The following is a 16,594-nucleotide window of genomic DNA, read 5'->3' as shown; positions in this document are numbered from 1 at the left end:
CATGGGATTCTTTTATCCTTTCACGGAGCCCATAGTCATTCCTTCCAAAATCTGTTTATTTAAAAACAGATATAAAATCAGCGGCGGCAGAGACACGGTCACCACTGCGGCAAACAGATGCCCCCAGTCAGTAGTAAACGCGGACTGGAACAGGTAAACGCAGAGCTGCACCGTGGTATTTTTCGATCCCGACATGTAATACAGGGGATTGGAAAAATCGTTGTAAACCACCACGGAACGCAGAATGATGATCGTCGCCGTGATGGGTTTGAGCAGTGGGAAAATGATATGAAAAAATAATTTCACCGCCCCGCACCCATCGATAATTGCCGCCTCATCAATCTCCTTGGGCAGTCCGGCAATATATCCTTTATACAGCATAGTGGAAAACGGAAACAGCGTGGCGATCTCCACCAGCACCAGTCCCGGCAGCGTTCCTGCCACATGGAGTTTTGTCAGCATCCAATATGTCGGAATCACCGACGGCGGCACGATAAGCCCGGCCAGAATCAGGCTGTGAGACATTCTTGTCACCCTGTCATTTCTTCTCTGGATCACAAACGCTGCCATGGCGGATACCAGAATCAAGATGCCGATGGACAGCACGGTCAGCTTCACACTGTTCCACAAGGACAGCAGAAACACATGGTCATTATATTCGAATATGTATTTATAATTTTCAACCAGATTCCATTCTTTCGGAAGCCCAATGGATAATCTGGCCGCCTCTTTTTTCGGCTTAAATGAATTAATAATAATGAAGTAAAATATAATCCAGTGCAAAACAATCGTCGAAAGCACGGCAATAATCTCCCCAACCCTGGCCGCCAAACTTTTTTTCTGAACCATTACAGCTCCACCTCCTTCTTAGAAACATAGGAATTGACCGGATAGATGATGAGCGCAATCAGCACGAACAAAATCACATTTCCCGCAGTCGCCAGACCGTAATTTCCTCTTGCAAACAGCTTATATACCACGGTTCCCAGCGTCTCTGTGGCATATCCCGGCCCGCCTTCCGTCATCGTCCAGATCAGGTCATAATTCTTAAAACCTCCGATCAGGGACAGGGTGAGAACCGAGTTGATGGAAGGCACTAAAAGAGGCAGGGTGATCCGGAAAAACTTCTGTATGCCGCTGGCCCCATCGATGGCTGCCGCCTCGTAATACGTCTGGGAAATGGAACTGATTCCCGCAATATAGATCACTGTAGTCACGCCGATCCCCTTCCAAAAATCCACCAGCATAACGGAGACGAGCGCCATATCCGCATCTGTAAGCCACTTGATCTTTTCCATTCCTATGGCCGCCAGCGCCTGATTGATCAGCCCGTTGGTGGGATGCATCAGGCTGGAAAAAGCGATTCCCACCGCCACATTTCCCAAAAGTGTCGGAAAAAAGATAACGCTTTTCAGATAAGACGCGCTTTTAATCCTGCTGCACAGCCCCAAAGCGATCAGCATTCCCAGAATCACTTTGGACAGACTGGTGGTAAATGCAAATACAAAGGTATTGGCAATAGACGCCTTCGTGTTGGTCTGGCTGAAAAAAGTAAAAAAGTTATCCAATCCGATAAACGTGGAATCCATCAGATTCCATCTTGTCATAGAAAAGTAAAAGGATGCAAATGTGGGAATCGCAAAAATCAGCACATAAATAAATACCCCCGGCGCAGCCATCCAATAACTGTAGCTCTTTCGATTCTGTAAGTTCATATACTGTCTCCTTTATTAAAAACTGCCCTCAGCCGGTAAATTATAAACAGATTTTGCTGGCTGGGAGCAGTTATTTGATTTTAACCGTTCATCGGATTACCAGTTAGGAATTCCCTTTTGCTGGGCATCGATTTCATTATCCTTTTCAATTTCAAGCACAGCCTCTTCGGCGGTGAGATCCCCGGATGCGACCTGGGAACAGATTGTAGCCTGGTTGGAGCCTTTAATGGTGCAAAAGTATTCCATAACAGGAGTAGACGCCTTTTCCACCCAGCTCTGAGCTTCTTTTAAAGCGGGATATACATCGTCAGGAAGTTCCACGCCTTTCAGCATAAATGCGCCTGTCGGTTTCTGGTATCCGCAGTATGCGTCCAAAGCTTCTTCCGAAGTGATAAAATCCATAAATTTAAGCGCTAATTCAGGATTCTTCGCATTTTTATTCACAAGATAAGCCTGAGGCATCCAGGTTGATACGCCCCTCTCATCAGGATTCAGGTCCGGAAGCGGGAAAAATCCTATGTCTTCCACATTTTCAGGAGCCACGGACGCCACCGTCCCCAAAATATTGGAGCGGATGATGGAATGAGCCGCAGTGCCTTCAGCCAGCATCAGAGCTGCGTCTTCGGATGTAGCAGCCAGGAAGTCTTCATTTAAATAACCTTTATCGGCTAAATCGTACATTTTCTGAAGGCCGCGCACGAATACAGGCGTCTCAGAAAGCGTGACCTTTTTATTGGTATAATCTTCTGCAAAATTAGGAAATTCCTTCTGCACATAATAGTAATTGGTCAGAAATGGAATCTGGCTCAAACTGGTTTTTGAATTGGGAGCTGCCACAGGCACGATATCCGCCGCCTTTACCGCCTCGCAGTTATTCAAAAACTCATCCCAAGTCTCAGGAATTTCCAATCCCAACTGTTCATAGACCTTGGTATTGTAAAATACGCCAGCCACATTGGACGGGCACATGGGCACGCCGTAAGTGGCTCCGTCCATGGTCACTATGGAACGGTATTTGTCATCTACATGATCCAGAAACGGCTGTCCGGTTAAATCCATAATGTTTTCTTTCGGAGACAATTCCGTCAATTTTGCTCCCACGGCACTCATAAAGATATCCGCCATAGCTCCCGTAGCGATGCGGACTAATTTCAGGTTTTCTCCTTCATCCCCCTGAGGAAGGATCTCCAAGTCCACAGTAACCCCATATTTTTCTTCGAATGCTTTGATCTGAGCGGTAATGGCATCGATCTCCCCATCAATCGTGGAGATCGTCACAGTCAGTGTCTGGCCTTCAAAGCCCTGTTCTCCGGCCTCTGACGGTTTTTCCCCTTTGGTTTCTGAAGCAGATGCCGCCGTATTTTCAACTGATGCGGTTGTCTTTTCCTCCGGTGCCTTGCTCTGACCGGAACATCCTGACAGCGTGGTTAATACCATAGATGCACTGAGCGCTGCCGCCAACATTCTTTTCATCATACCTATCTCCTGCCTTTCTTTTGTTTTTTACATAAAGCGTGAAGGCATTTCGCGAAATGCCTTGAGGTTCTATGTAAATTTCGATATAAAAATAGTATCATTTTGAGGCTGCCGAGTACATATAATTACCAGTTTCTTCACATCTAAAATCAAAAACATAAAACGGGAAAGAAGGACCTAGGCCCATCTTCCCCGTTTTTCCGGCTGCATGTTAGATTTAATGCGGAATGAAACTCTGTTATTTTAATCATATAAACAGTCAATAATATAAATATATAGAACAAACTGCAGCGGGCCTCATTCCTAAGCATAACCATATTCTTTTTTCTTTATTAAAAAAAATACAGCCACAGACAGCCCTAACAGTTCCGCCGCCGGCACAGCGATCCACACTCCCGTTTCACCGAGCAGGTTTGGAAGAACCAGAATTGCCCCCACAATAAACAAAAATGTCCTGGAAAAGGATATGGCCGCCGACGTTTTTCCATCAGAAAATGCAGTGAACAAAGCGGAAGCAAAAATACCGAATCCCATGATCACAAACGCTAACGAATACATAGAAAAACCGCGGAGTGTAATATCATAAACAGGGCTGCCTGCCGGAGTGAAAACAGTTAATGACTTGGCAATCGTCAAATGAATGAGAATATTCGAAAGGATTGAACTCCCAACTAAAAACAACATGCTGTTTCTGAATATCTCCCGCAGCTGCTCCTTATCCCCTTTTCCATACTTAAAGCTGATGATCGGAGCAATTCCGTTGGAATATCCGAAATAAAGGGCGGTAAATATATATTGAAAATATAAGATGATCGTAATGGAGGCAACTCCATCTTCTCCATAATAGTTTAAAAAAGTATAGTTAAATAAAAAAGTGGTTGCAGCGTTGGCCAAATTCGTCACCATCTCCGACGAACCGTTGAAGCAGGAAAGAAAAAGCGTTTTCCAGTCCGCTTTGGGCCAAATAAAATGCAGGGGATTCTCTTTATCCGTAAAGAAATACACCAAACCGGCAGCCGCAGGGACGCAGTATCCCAATCCGGTAGCAAGTGCCGCCCCCTCGATTCCCATATGGAATACCGCCATAAAAATATAGTCGAGAACCATATTTACCGCTCCTGCCATCAGCGTAACAATCAGGCCCAATGCAGGTTTGCCCGCAGTTACTAAAAAAGTCTGAAATGCAGTCTGAAGAAAAAATGCAGGCGCAAACATAAATAATATCCTGGCATATTTGGCGCATAGCGGAAATTGTATCCGGCTCGCCCCCAGAAATGATATGATATCATCAATAAATAGGATACCGGCCACAGCAGCTGTCACGCCCATCAGCAGTTCTGTCACAATCAGGAAACTCATATCATTCTGCGCCTCTTTTTCTTTCCCCTCGCCCAGCTTTCTGGCGACGATGGCGCTTCCTCCCGTTGCAATCATGATCGCAATGGCCATCTCAAGGCTGATGGCAGGATAAACCATGTTTGCAGAAGATAATGCTGTTGTCCCCAACAGCCTTGAGATAAACATGCCGTCGATAATAATGTACATGGACAGACTGATCATCATGATCACATTGGGAATCGCAAATGACAACAGCGAAGTGAATTTAAACTTTTTCGCCAATGTATGATCCATCACGAATTTCCTCCTCTAATATATCAAAATATGCCGTGTTACATGCGATCAATTGATTGACCATCTCTCCTCCCAGCCTTTTCATGGCGTTTTCTTCCATCTTGTGAAGCGGGTCCAATATGGAAGCGGCATATCGCTCTCCGCTTTCCGTAAATGAAACAAGGCGTTCCCTCTTATTCTCTTCATTCGCGGAAATTGAGATGTATCCCTTTTTTTCAAAATCCAGTAAAATGCCGTGTACGGTCTGTTTAGGCAGCGCCCACCACTGGCAGATCTGTTTTTGAGTGCATGTTTTGTAATCGTCCAGAGTATATAAGACAACTAACGCGTTATAATTTAAATCGTGCATCTTCGCCCATATCCTGTATAAATCCAAAGTTTTGCTTAAAGCGGTGTTTACGAGTTTAATCTGTTCTCGAATTTCCATAGTAACCTCCTGATATGAATTTTAGTCCTAATCCGTACTTTCATATATTATAGTACGGATTAGGACTATTGTCAAGAGGGTATAAAAACTGTTACAAAACAGCGAATGATTCCTTTGATTCAAATAGACAGCCTCTCCCTTTTATGTTAATCTGATCACACAATTATACATAATAAGCGACAATGCAAGAATGGCGGTGTATAAAACATGGACAAAATCTTCAAACAATTCGAAGCCTGGTATCTAACCAAAAGAACGGCCTGGGAGCAAAACGGCGTCTTCGTCGATGACGCCGGATTATCAAAATACGGCCATCAATACTGGATCAAACTGCATTCTGACAATGGCTTAGGAAATATCGCTCTGTATGAAAGCAATGGCTTCTACTGGGTCGATTTTGAAGGCGGGAATTATAATTACGATGTTATATTTCAGAAATATGGGATTGAATTTAAAGATATAGATGAGCTGGATGCCTATGAAAAAGAATTTATAGAATATATCACCCGGAGCAGAAGCGTACAATAATTATTAGCTCCTCCTTCCAGGCAACCAGCAAGCCATCTCTCTGTTTTCTCTGCCAGCCTCAACACGAAAATAATCCCTTTATCAATCTCCACGGAAACTGATAAAGGGATTATTTATCCAAATAAAAAGGGCGAAAAGGATGGAATTACATTCCTGGTATCCTTCATCACTGTAATATAGCGGTCTTCTCCTCCTGCCGCCATTTTCAAGTGTCCCTCATCTCTTTCTTTAAAGTTTATGTTTCTCTAAATACATACCGGTAATGCTCTGCGGATTGGCGGCAACTTCATCGGGTGTTCCGGCAGCAATGATGCGCCCTCCGTCCGTACCTCCCCCGGGTCCCATATCGATGATATAGTCCGAATTTGAGATGACGTCCAAATCATGCTCGATTACAATAACCGTAGCGCCATACTCCACCAACCGGTCAAAAACAGTCAGCAGGGTGCGGATATCCAGCGGATGCAGCCCAATTGTGGGTTCATCAAATACGAAGACTGTCCCCGCCTGCTGCCTGCCCATTTCAGACGCCAGTTTGAGCCGCTGGGCTTCGCCGCCGGATAGGCTGGGCGTTGCTTCGCCAAGGGTGAGATAGCCAAGCCCCAGATCTTTTAAAACCTGCAAGCGCTGGTGTACTGATTTTAAATCCCCGCATGCTTCCAACGCGTGCTTCACATCCATAGCCATTATCTCCGGCAGAGAATATTCTTTGCCGGCCTTATTTTTGCGCTTGATCCGTTCCGCCTTTCCGGCATATCTGGAGCCCCGGCACTCCGGACAGGGGATTTCTACATCCGGCAGGAACTGCACGTCCAGGCTGATGGTTCCTGTACCGTCGCAGGTTGGACAGCGCAGCCCGCCGGTATTGTAGGAAAAATCGCCCGCCTTATATTGCTGTGCTTTTGCGTCCGGGGTTTTTGCATATATTTTTCTCAGTTCATCATGTACGTTTGCATAGGTAGCCACTGTAGAGCGCACGTTTATGCCAATCGGCGCCGCGTCGATCAGCTTGACCTGATGTATTCCCTCTGCTGATATTTCCTTTACGTGGCCGGGAAGCTTTTTCCCGGCTATTACCGCTTCCAGTCCGGGGATCAGGCTTTCTAAGATCAATGTCGTCTTGCCGGAACCGGACACGCCCGTTATGGCCGTCATCCTTCCTTTTGGAATATCAGCCTCTAACGGTTTTACCGTATGAATCTCACCGGTGGACAGATGAATCTTCCCTAACTCAAACAGTTCCTCCGGCAGGAGCCGCTTCCTCACCCGGATTCTATTTTCACCGGAAAGAAATGGGCCAATCTGGGAGACCGGGTCCTTTTTCAACACCGGAATGGTACCCTGCGCGATAACACGGCCGCCATCCTCGCCTGCTTCAGGCCCCATTTCGACAATCCAGTCCGCTTCCGACAGAATCTGCGTATCATGATCGACCAGCACAATGGAATTACCGTCCGCAATTAAATCGTGCATAACGCCGGTAAGTCCAACGATATTAGACGGGTGCAGGCCGATAGACGGCTCATCCAAAACATATAAAACTCCGGTAGTGCGGTTCCGAACCGCCCGCGCCAGCTGCATCCGCTGCCGTTCCCCGGTGGAAAGCGTGGCGGCAGCGCGGTCAAGGCTCAGATAGCCAAGGCCCAGATCCATCAGTCGTTTGGCCACCGACCGGAACGATTCGCAGATCGCTTCTGCCATAGGCTGCATCTCGGCAGGCAGAGACTCCGGCACTCCGGCCACCCACGATACCATTTTATCAAGGGTCATCGTACATGCTTCATCCAGAGAAATCCCCCGCAGTTTAGGCTTTCTCGCAGCTTCGGAAAGCCGTGAGCCGCCGCATTCCGGGCACACACCCTGCTCCAAATATTTTTCCACCCGCTTCATGCCTTTTTCGTCTTTCACCTTGGCAAGGGCATTTTCCACGGTATAGTTTGCATTAAAATAGGTGAAATCCAATTCTCCCGCCTGATTGCTGTCATTCTTTGGCTTATAGAAGATATGTTTCTTTTCCGCCGGGCCGTGAAAAACGATTTCACGCTCCTTCTCAGTCAGTTGGGAAAACGGCACGTCGGTGCGCACTCCCATGGCACGGCACACATCCGTCATCAGAGACCACATCAGGGTATTCCACGGTGCAACCGCGCCTTCGTCTATGGTAAGCGATTCGTCCGGCACCAGCGAAGCCTGGTTGACCGTGCGGACCACTCCGGTACCGCCGCAGGTGCGGCAGGCTCCCTGGCTGTTAAAAGCCAGTTCCTCTGCCGAAAGAGCAAAAAAGCGCTCCCCGCATTCAGGGCAGACCAGTTCCTGTCCTGCCGCCACAGCCAACGACGGCCGCAGATAGTGCCCATTCGGGCAGCAATGGCTGGAAAGACGGGAATACATCAGACGCAGGCTGTTCAAAAGCTCTGTGCCCGTTCCAAATGTACTGCGGATGCCCGGCACACCGGGACGCTGGTGCAGCGCCAGTGCCGCCGGTACATAAAGTACTTCATCCACCTGTGCCTTGGCCGCCTGGGTCATGCGGCGGCGGGTATACGTGGAAAGCGCGTCAAGATAACGCCTCGATCCTTCGGCGTACAAAACCCCCAGCGCCAGCGATGATTTCCCGGAACCCGAAACTCCTGCGATTCCCACAATCTGATTCAGCGGGATATCCACATCCACATTTTTCAGATTATGTACTCTTGCATTCCGGACCTGAATCCGGTTGGGAATCTTTTTTCCCTCGTACATTGTTTGATTGTTTTCCCTTTGTCCATCCATCTTTTGCTCACCGATCCTGCAATTTTATTTGTATCTTTTTATTATATCACCTTTTCGGTTAAATCATTTTCTATTTTTCGGATCACCTTGGCAGGAACGCCTCCTACAACGCAGTCATCCGGAATGTCCTTTGTGACAACGGCGCCTGCGGCAACCACCACGTTGTTTCCGATGGTAACACCAGGTAAAATGGTAACTCTGCCGCCAATCCACACATCACTGCCAATGCTGACGGGCTTTGCAATGCCAAGGTGCCTGCGGCGGCCAAGAGGGGAAAGCGGATGATTCACCGTAGTTATCAATGTGCCCGGGCCGATCATGACATAATCTCCAATCCGAACCGGAGCAATATCCAAAATGGTCACATTATAATTCGCAAGAAAATTCTTACCCACATGAATGTTTCTGCCATTATCACAGTTGAAAACCGGAAGGACGATGGCATTTTCCCCGGCAGAGCCAAACAGGGCCCGGAGGGCCGCCGTTCGTTCTTCCGTATTGTGCATCGGAATGGCATTCAGTTTCTGGCACCATTCTAGGGCATGAATTTTTAGGCCATCTACCTCTGCATCCCAAAAATCGTATTCCAGTCCGGCATTTAATTTTTCAAGTTCTGTCATCTCATTTCCTCCTTATCGCTGGTTTTCCAGCCATTCGTTATATTCATCAAATAGCGGAGTGCCGTCAATATACGAAATTTCCGGTAAATCAGGACGCAGTTCCAATACCCGGTCATAAGCACCCGGCACAATCATTCCGCGGCGGCAGTTCTATCTCGTAAGATTTTTAAGCCATCCGTATTTCCGGTAATGGAGGATTGCCGCCGGCAGCTTCACGATTTCATCCAGATTAATAATCAGGAATACGATTACTACCGGCAGATTCCACACAAATGCCCCTAAAAAACCAATAGGAACCGCAAATGCCCACATTGTGACTGCATCGCAGACCAGGCCAAACTTCGAATCGCCGCCCGCAGGAAATATTCCGGCTATGGTTGTCATATTAATGGATTTTCCAACCATGTAGCAGGCGCACAGAATCAGCATCCATTTCAGATATCCCGTTGCCTGGGGCGTTAACGTGGTGACCTTTACGATGGCAGGGGTAAGCGCTACTAATACCACACCGGATAATACACCGCTTATAACCGCAAGCCTGCAAAGGCGGCCTCCATATTCTTTCGCCCTCTTTAAATTCCCCATACCTAACTCGTTGCCTACTATAATACCGCCGCCGTTTCCAAGTCCTGTGCAAAAACTGACAATCAGGTTTTTGACAATATTGGCAATGGAATTGGCTGCCACAGCGTCGCTGCCCAAGTGGCCCATGATAACGGAATATGCAGTGAAGCCGCACCCCCACACCAGATAGTCGCCAAGCATCGGCAGCGTATATTTCCAATAGTCCCGCACAAGATTTTTCTCTGATTGAAAGCAATATTTTATATGCAGTCTGGCTCTTTTTTCCCGCAGGGACTCCACATAGGCCCATCCCATTTCTATCAGCTTTGAGACGGATGTGGCTAAGGCCGCACCCGCAATCTCCATTCTGGGGAAAAACAACAGCCCATAGATCAGGGCGGCATTCAAGAAGATATTGATTACCACGGCGGTTGATCCGATTACCATACTTTTAACGGCATAACCTGTGTTTTTCAAAATGCACAGATAAATCTGGGAGATACCGGTAAATAAATATGACCACGCTGCAACACGCAGATAAATAATTCCACCGGATATAAGCTGCGGCTCATTTGTAAAAATCCGCATCAGGGTTTCCGGGATAAAAAGAGCAGCCAGAAAAAAAGCGGCAGATATAAGGAAAGATACTTTTGTGACATAAGCAAATATTTTTTCAATGGATTTCATATCCCCTTTTCCATAATACTGCGCTGCCAAAATACTTGTCCCCATCGTCAGACCACCCATAAAAAGGTTGAATACAAAGGTAATCTGCCCGGCCAGCGATACTGCGGAAAGGGAATCCTGACTTACAAATCCCAGCATCAGCGCATCAGACGCGCTGACTGCCGCCAGCATGAATTGCTGAAAGGCGATTGGCAATACTAACAAAAACAGTTTTTTGTAAAAGACGGTGTCTTTATCACTCCATTTTTTTGGTTTCATTCAATAACCTCCTGTTGTTTCATTGCGTAACAATCAGTATAGCCGGACTCTCTTTAAAAATCAGCGCTAAAACTTAACAGAAGCTGTGGTAATTTATAATATTCTATAGTAGTATAGAGCTATTAAGGGAGGAGGTTATCCAATGACAACCGAAATACTTTCATCATCAATCGAAGCTTTACAGGAACAGTTCTCCGGGCTTGACTGGACCTATCATGACTTTCCGGTCGGCAGTCAGAGTGAAAAGATGTATTGCTGGCCCGGTCCGGAACAGGAAAATATTCTGATCTGCGTCCATAAAAGCGACGGAGTTCAGGAATTGTTTCACCGTCATGATTTTTTTTACTTTAATTACACTTACAAAGGGGAATATGATTCTCTCAGCTATAAATACGACAACCGGATTACGATCCGTGAACGGGAATTGTATGCAGGACAGCCGTTTGCCGGGCACGCTTTATGTGTGCACGATAATCAGGAAACCATTATCATTGGCGTGCTGATCCGCCGGGAAACATTTTTCCGCTCTTTCCTGCCCTTGTTGTCGGCTAATTCCGGACTGTTCCATTTTTTTCTCGATCCTTCCACAAACTGTTTCTCTGAAGAATATCTTCATTTCAAAATCGAGGACGACTGTAACATCCGCACACTTCTGGAAATGATGGTGATCGAGTATGCCCATAAATGCGAGGATACGCAGGACATATTAAAGCCCCTGGTTCTGGCATTCCTGATGCAGGTGGCACGCCAGTATGCCTTTACGAATCAAAAGCCTCCTGCGGATAACCTATCAGACCGGATTGCCCAATATATAAGCGAACATTTTGACAAGGTAACGCTAAAGGATATTGCGGCACGTTTTTCTTACCATCCAAACTACATCTCCACCCTGCTGCACCGGGAACTGGGAAAATCATTTTCTGAAATCCTGCTTTCGCAGCGAATGGAACGGGCCGCGATTCTGTTGAAAGGCACTGATCTTGCAGTCAATGAGATCGCTTTGATGCTGGGGTACAGCAACAGCAGTAATTTTTATAAGGCATTTCGGGAGTATTACGGGGTTTCGCCGCGGGAATATATCAATTAATGCGGACTTATCTCGTTCTAAAATGATGATGCACAACCAGAGACGGATTTTGGCTATGTGTTTAACTCAAGTTCTCTGTCTGATTCACGTAATAATATCCGGAGTAATCGAACCTGACTTGACCGGTACAAATATAGAAACAGACGGCAAATAGGGAACTTGCTTGCTATAGAAGGGGCTTAAAAACATATAATACTCCGGCTGATATATTCTCCGCCCAGTTTAATAGATAATAAACGGTCTCTTCTTAATTGCCGGATTGTGCTGAAAAAGGCATACCAGATATTTCTATCCGATATGCCTTTTAATTAATATGGTTTCACATTTACCAGGGGCAATGCATCAAGGGACCTGCCTATTCCCCATTTTATGAATTGAATTTTCCTATTACATTTTCCAGATACGGCAAAATATCAGCCTGGGGAATATTGACATTTTCATCAAAAGATAAAAGAGCGGGTTTTTGATCTGCGATTCCAAAAATATAATATTGTCTTAACATGTTGTGATTAGTATCCCCAAAATTATCATTAATGGTAATTACCGGACAGAAGTAAAGCTTTCCATCCTTATCTTTTGGACGAAAAAATCCATTACCAGAATATTCAGACATGTCACTAACTGCAAATTTGTAAATTTCTTCGCACTGTTTTCCTGATTGATCACAAAACCAAACACTATAAGATAATGCATCGTTAGATAAACCATATGCAAATATCTCATGCCTTCCGTCCAGGTCAAAATCATCATATGAGATTCCCATCGGTTCTTCTGAAAATTTCTCCCGAATCAGTGAGAATAACTTTTCTTTGATTTTCTTTTTTAATTCGCCCTCTTTTTCAGTTAATTGTTCTTTCTCATTACATTTTTCTTTTCCGGAAGTCAAAACCGTAACTGCTTCATCTAACATTCCCTGTTTCTCATATAATTCTGACATATCCAGATACACCGCTTCCAAGTCAGGTTCTATTTCAAGAATTCTCTTATAAACCTCTATGCACCTCTCATAATCATCCGAAAATTCTGTGCTTACCAGTTCACATGTGTTTTTTAATTCCTCTTTTAGATCATTCTCCGGAAAACTTTTATATAATATTTCTAATATGCCAACTGCTTCGTCTACGTCTCCCAATCCTATGCGGGCATCTAATACACCCACATATGCTTCCATTACTTTCGGATCAATCTCAATCACCTTATTAAATGCAATAACGGCTTCTTCGTACTTCATCTCTTCCAAATACCTATGGCCTAATTCTAACTGTTTTCTTATAACTTCTTCGGGACTTTTCTGGCAGCCAATTAACAGAAATAAACAGAAAATTCCCATAAGCAGCCTAATTTTATTAGTAATTCGATTGACTTTTTTCATATATTTCCACCTTCCGCGACTTCAGATACCAGTAATATCATGGTATCATTTATTACATACGCTTTCAATGGATGTCCTGCTTAATCACTGTATTTCATGAAACACTTTCTCATTAGTAAAACAAGGAAGGGGCAGTCACAAGTTTTGTATGTTCCCAAATATTTAAGGAAATCTCCATGACAGGCAAACATAGTGCTGATTTTCTTATTAATCCAACTTTGGGTTACTCAGTGCCTTTAAAAGTCCCGCCATATTCTGTCCGAGATTTCTCATATTCTCCAGACCTTCCTGATCCTTCTCCACATCGCCCGGCATCTGACCGTAGGCCATATTCCAATAAGTTGAGCCAACCACATACATTTCATGATTCAGGAAAAAATGATTCATAGCATCAATGGCCTGCAAAGCGCCGCCTCTGCGGGCCGCTGCCATAGCTGACACACTCTCTTAGACAGTCTGCAGGGGGAATGTCCATAGCCCCCGGATCATCCCCCCTTGCCACCCTATTTATTTAGACGCAGGCACCTCAATCTCAATATCTGAAAGAGGAAATGATACGCACGGATGAATTCTGTTAAATTTAAAATCTGCAAGACGTCTTCCATCCACGCTCTTTGGAATATAGACCTCACCAGACTGTAATACGGAATGGCAGAACCCGCATTCTCCACTTCGGCATCTGGACGGAACAGCTATCCCATTTTTTTCCAAAGAATGCATAATCGTATCATTCGGATCAGCAATGATTGTTTTTGTTGTATCTCGAATCGTCACTGTAATCTTAACACTTGTATTCTTCGTTCCCGGATAATCAAGCTGTGAATTCGGATTATGTACCTCTCCGAACAATTCATGGCGAATATATTTCTTCTCAAGCTGCATGTTCTGCAATTCTTTGTCAACAAACTGATACATTACCTGCGGGCCGCACATAAATACAGAATACGGTGCATCCTTCGGCGCATATTTTTTTATAATTTCTTCACTGATAAATCCATATTCATATCCTTCCTTCTCTTCATTGGAAAGAACATGAACTACCTGAATTTTATTGCTTTCAGCACTTAATTCATCAAATTCTTTTTTGTACAAGATTCCTTCTGATGAACGGCTTCCATAAAGAATTACCAGATTGAAATCCCGGTTCCCGCTAACAATATCTTTTGCCATGGATAAAAATGGCGTAATACCGCTTCCTCCAGCCACTCCGACTACGGTCTTCGCATCCCGGATTTTGGAATATGTAAAGAAACCGGATGGCCCAGAAATTTCAACTTTATCTCCTTCTTTCCAGTTATCAAAAATGTAATTTGAGACTAAGCCATCCTGAACAGCCTTAATCGTCAGTTCATAGAATCCGTTCAGCGCATCCTTGGGGGAAGATGAGATCGAATACGCACGATTTACCGCCATACCGTTGATGTCTAAAAAAACATTCAAATACTGCCCTGCCTCAAAATATGCACATTCTGTTGTTCCGTGATCTGCGTCAGGCACCAGACGATAGCATTTAGCATCATCACACATCTGCGTTATCCTGGCCACTTTCATATATTGACGGTTTGGATGAAGTTTTTTTGCCAATTCATTGACCGGAAATGTCTTTGGTAATGCTTCATCCGATGCGGAGGCAAATCTTCTTTTTCGCTCTTCAGAAATCTGCCCAAACGTTTCCATGCTTAAATCTGCAAAAGTTTTACTCATGATACCCTTCCTCCTCTTTGCTTCTCAGCGCTTACGATTTCTCTTCCTACATCTGCTCCGGACTCAAGAGCACTGCTATATCCATCACCATACTCTGTCGATGCACCTACAAAATAGAGCTGATTTACATATCGTTCGGATTTTCTATTTACCTTTCGCTGAACAAATCCATCCCACATGTTCATCTGATATCCATACGGAGTACCTTCCGGTGTGTTAAGATAACGGGCAAATGTCGGTGGCGCCGCAATTACAATTTCTTCAATATACGGCATAATAGAAATGCCCAGTGCCTTCTCCGCATCCTCAATCATTCGGACTGCAGTGTCCTCTTTCAGCTTAAAATATTCTTCTGCTGTCACATCATCCCATCCATTGCCAAAATAAAAGGTAGTAAAAAAGAGCTGGCTCGTTCCCTTAGGTGTGCAGTCCGGAATGAACGTATTCAGGCAATTCATAATAACAAAGCCACCATACTCATGGGTATTGTAGGCATCACTTTGCTGCACGTTAGAATCGGACGTCTTTGCAATAAAATTCGAATAAGCCGTGATACCTAATTCCTCCGCACTTTTATTCATACCAAGATATACCGTCATAAAGGATAATCCCAACTGTCTGCTGTTGACCATTCGGACAGCTTCCTTCGGTACCTCTTCCGAATCAATCATAGTACCGAATACTTTGTTAGGATATGCATTGGACACAATGTGATCTGCATACAGTTCTCTTCCATCCAGTACAATTCCATATGCCTTGTTATCATTTACCAGGATTTTCTCAACTTCTGTGTTATACCAAATGGTTCCGCCATTATCACGGATTACCTTTTCCAGTGCCAGAGAAATTTCATGGGAACGAAGTTTGGGCTGACCGGCTCCAAATACTACATAACCCAAAAGCATATAGCTGTAATTAAAGAAATCCATCTGATCCTCAGGTGCACCCAAATAACACCAATAAGCTGACATAATATGCTGAGCTTTCAATGGCATCCCCAGTGAATCCAACACTTCATGAATAGAATGGCCGGCCATCCGGAAGAAATCCGGGAATTTTTCTCCAAATTCAGATAAATCAAAATCCGGAGAATGTAAAAATTCAAGAGCCTGACTAGCCTGCATACCTAATTTAAACACTTCCATCATAGGCTTACCGCTGCCCGGAACCAGTTCCTCCATCTTCTGACAGAAAGCTGGAACTCCACAAGGCATATCTGCATCAATCCCCTCGCTCGGAATAATATACCGATATGTCCCATCCATATCAACCGCCCAATCAACATCCGCCCCAAGGGAATTAACTAATTTACGGATTCTTCCCGGATTTTCTTCAGGCCCTACCGCACACAGTTCATGGAGTGAAGTTTCGAACTCAAACCGGCCTCTGACAAAGCTGGTGGAACTCCCTCCCGGAATATTGTGACGATCCACAATCAGCGTTTTCAGACCATTTCTTGCTGTATATGCAGCTGTGGATAAACCGCCCAGTCCTGCACCAACAACAATCACATCATAATTTTTACTCATGTCTGATTTCTCCTTTCTTTACTGCGATCCGCTCTGTGATATAAACAGTTGTGTTTATATCACAGAATTAATTCTAATATTACATGTAGTGTCATATCTTGTCAAGAAATTTTATGTATTTGAGTATATTTTTTTATGTTTTACTAAAAGCATTGACATGCCATACATTATATGACTATAATATGAGCGTGTGACATGTGATATAAACAGATTCAGGGAGGTG

At 44.8% G+C, this 16,594-nt stretch carries 15 protein-coding genes; 2 read left to right on the top strand and 13 right to left on the bottom strand.

From position 1 onward, the window contains the following. Positions 1–12: 12 nt before the first annotated feature. The 5 genes from C0033_RS04055 to C0033_RS04035 all read right to left on the bottom strand — a co-directional run bounded on the left by C0033_RS04055 (position 13) and on the right by C0033_RS04035 (position 5,250). A complete protein-coding gene (locus C0033_RS04055; protein ID WP_103226597.1) occupies positions 13–849 on the bottom strand; it encodes a carbohydrate ABC transporter permease in 837 nt (278 codons plus the stop codon). Then, on the bottom strand, positions 849–1,715 hold the full coding sequence (locus C0033_RS04050; RefSeq protein ID WP_103226596.1) for a sugar ABC transporter permease: 867 nt from the start codon (positions 1,713–1,715) through the stop codon (positions 849–851). Before C0033_RS04050 ends, C0033_RS04055 begins: the two co-directional genes overlap by 1 nt. Positions 1,716–1,811: 96 nt before the next feature. Beyond that, complete coding sequence (locus C0033_RS04045) at positions 1,812–3,191, bottom strand: extracellular solute-binding protein (RefSeq protein ID WP_103226595.1); 1,380 nt, start codon at positions 3,189–3,191, stop codon at positions 1,812–1,814. A gap of 303 nt (positions 3,192–3,494) precedes the next feature. Then, complete coding sequence (locus C0033_RS04040) at positions 3,495–4,823, bottom strand: MATE family efflux transporter (RefSeq protein ID WP_103226594.1); 1,329 nt, start codon at positions 4,821–4,823, stop codon at positions 3,495–3,497. Continuing rightward, positions 4,795–5,250 carry a MarR family transcriptional regulator gene (locus tag C0033_RS04035; RefSeq protein ID WP_103226593.1) on the bottom strand — a complete coding sequence of 152 codons (456 nt, stop codon included), beginning with the start codon at positions 5,248–5,250 and terminating at the stop codon, positions 4,795–4,797. Before C0033_RS04035 ends, C0033_RS04040 begins: the two co-directional genes overlap by 29 nt. 207 nt (positions 5,251–5,457) lie before the next feature. On the opposite strand from C0033_RS04035, the gene C0033_RS04030 reads away from it, so the two are divergent. After that, positions 5,458–5,778 (top strand): hypothetical protein, encoded by a 321-nt coding sequence (locus C0033_RS04030; protein ID WP_103226592.1) that lies wholly within the window; start codon positions 5,458–5,460, stop codon positions 5,776–5,778. Positions 5,779–6,006: 228 nt separating this feature from the next. Here C0033_RS04030 and C0033_RS04025 read toward each other — a convergent pair whose 3' ends face one another. From C0033_RS04025 to C0033_RS04010, 4 genes are all read right to left on the bottom strand, one after another. Next, positions 6,007–8,520 carry an ATP-binding cassette domain-containing protein gene (locus C0033_RS04025; protein WP_103226591.1) on the bottom strand — a complete coding sequence of 838 codons (2,514 nt, stop codon included), beginning with the start codon at positions 8,518–8,520 and terminating at the stop codon, positions 6,007–6,009. Between the two features lie 71 nt (positions 8,521–8,591). Next, positions 8,592–9,170 carry a sugar O-acetyltransferase gene (locus tag C0033_RS04020; protein ID WP_103226590.1) on the bottom strand — a complete coding sequence of 193 codons (579 nt, stop codon included), beginning with the start codon at positions 9,168–9,170 and terminating at the stop codon, positions 8,592–8,594. A gap of 12 nt (positions 9,171–9,182) precedes the next feature. Next, positions 9,183–9,305, bottom strand: a complete 123-nt coding sequence (locus C0033_RS27595) for a hypothetical protein (protein ID WP_278320739.1) — start codon at positions 9,303–9,305, stop codon at positions 9,183–9,185. 15 nt (positions 9,306–9,320) lie between these two features. Beyond that, positions 9,321–10,679: an MATE family efflux transporter gene (locus tag C0033_RS04010; RefSeq protein WP_103226589.1), complete on the bottom strand. Its 1,359-nt coding sequence runs from the start codon at positions 10,677–10,679 to the stop codon at positions 9,321–9,323. Between the two features lie 142 nt (positions 10,680–10,821). On the opposite strand from C0033_RS04010, the gene C0033_RS04005 reads away from it, so the two are divergent. Further along, complete coding sequence (locus C0033_RS04005; protein ID WP_103226588.1) at positions 10,822–11,766, top strand: helix-turn-helix transcriptional regulator; 945 nt, start codon at positions 10,822–10,824, stop codon at positions 11,764–11,766. 367 nt (positions 11,767–12,133) lie between these two features. Here C0033_RS04005 and C0033_RS04000 read toward each other — a convergent pair whose 3' ends face one another. From C0033_RS04000 to C0033_RS03985, 4 genes are all read right to left on the bottom strand, one after another. Next, entirely contained in the window at positions 12,134–13,138 is a 1,005-nt protein-coding gene (locus tag C0033_RS04000; RefSeq protein ID WP_103226587.1) for a tetratricopeptide repeat protein, read from the bottom strand. 207 nt (positions 13,139–13,345) lie between these two features. Further along, a complete protein-coding gene (locus C0033_RS03995; protein ID WP_242984406.1) occupies positions 13,346–13,579 on the bottom strand; it encodes a hypothetical protein in 234 nt (77 codons plus the stop codon). Between the two features lie 66 nt (positions 13,580–13,645). Further along, the gene (locus tag C0033_RS03990) at positions 13,646–14,842 is read right to left on the bottom strand and encodes an iron-sulfur cluster-binding domain-containing protein (protein WP_103226586.1); all 1,197 of its coding nucleotides are present in this window, start codon (positions 14,840–14,842) and stop codon (positions 13,646–13,648) included. Then, a complete protein-coding gene (locus C0033_RS03985; RefSeq protein WP_103226585.1) occupies positions 14,839–16,371 on the bottom strand; it encodes an NAD(P)/FAD-dependent oxidoreductase in 1,533 nt (510 codons plus the stop codon). The genes C0033_RS03990 and C0033_RS03985 overlap by 4 nt, the downstream gene beginning before the upstream one ends. Positions 16,372–16,594 lie beyond the last annotated feature (223 nt).

The sequence above is a fragment of the Clostridium sp. chh4-2 genome (genome assembly GCF_002899675.1).
In the GTDB taxonomy this organism is placed as follows: Bacteria; Bacillota; Clostridia; order Lachnospirales; family Lachnospiraceae; genus CHH4-2.
The sequence above is the reverse complement of the archived record's forward strand: the minus strand, read 5'-3'. Positions and strand labels throughout refer to the sequence as shown.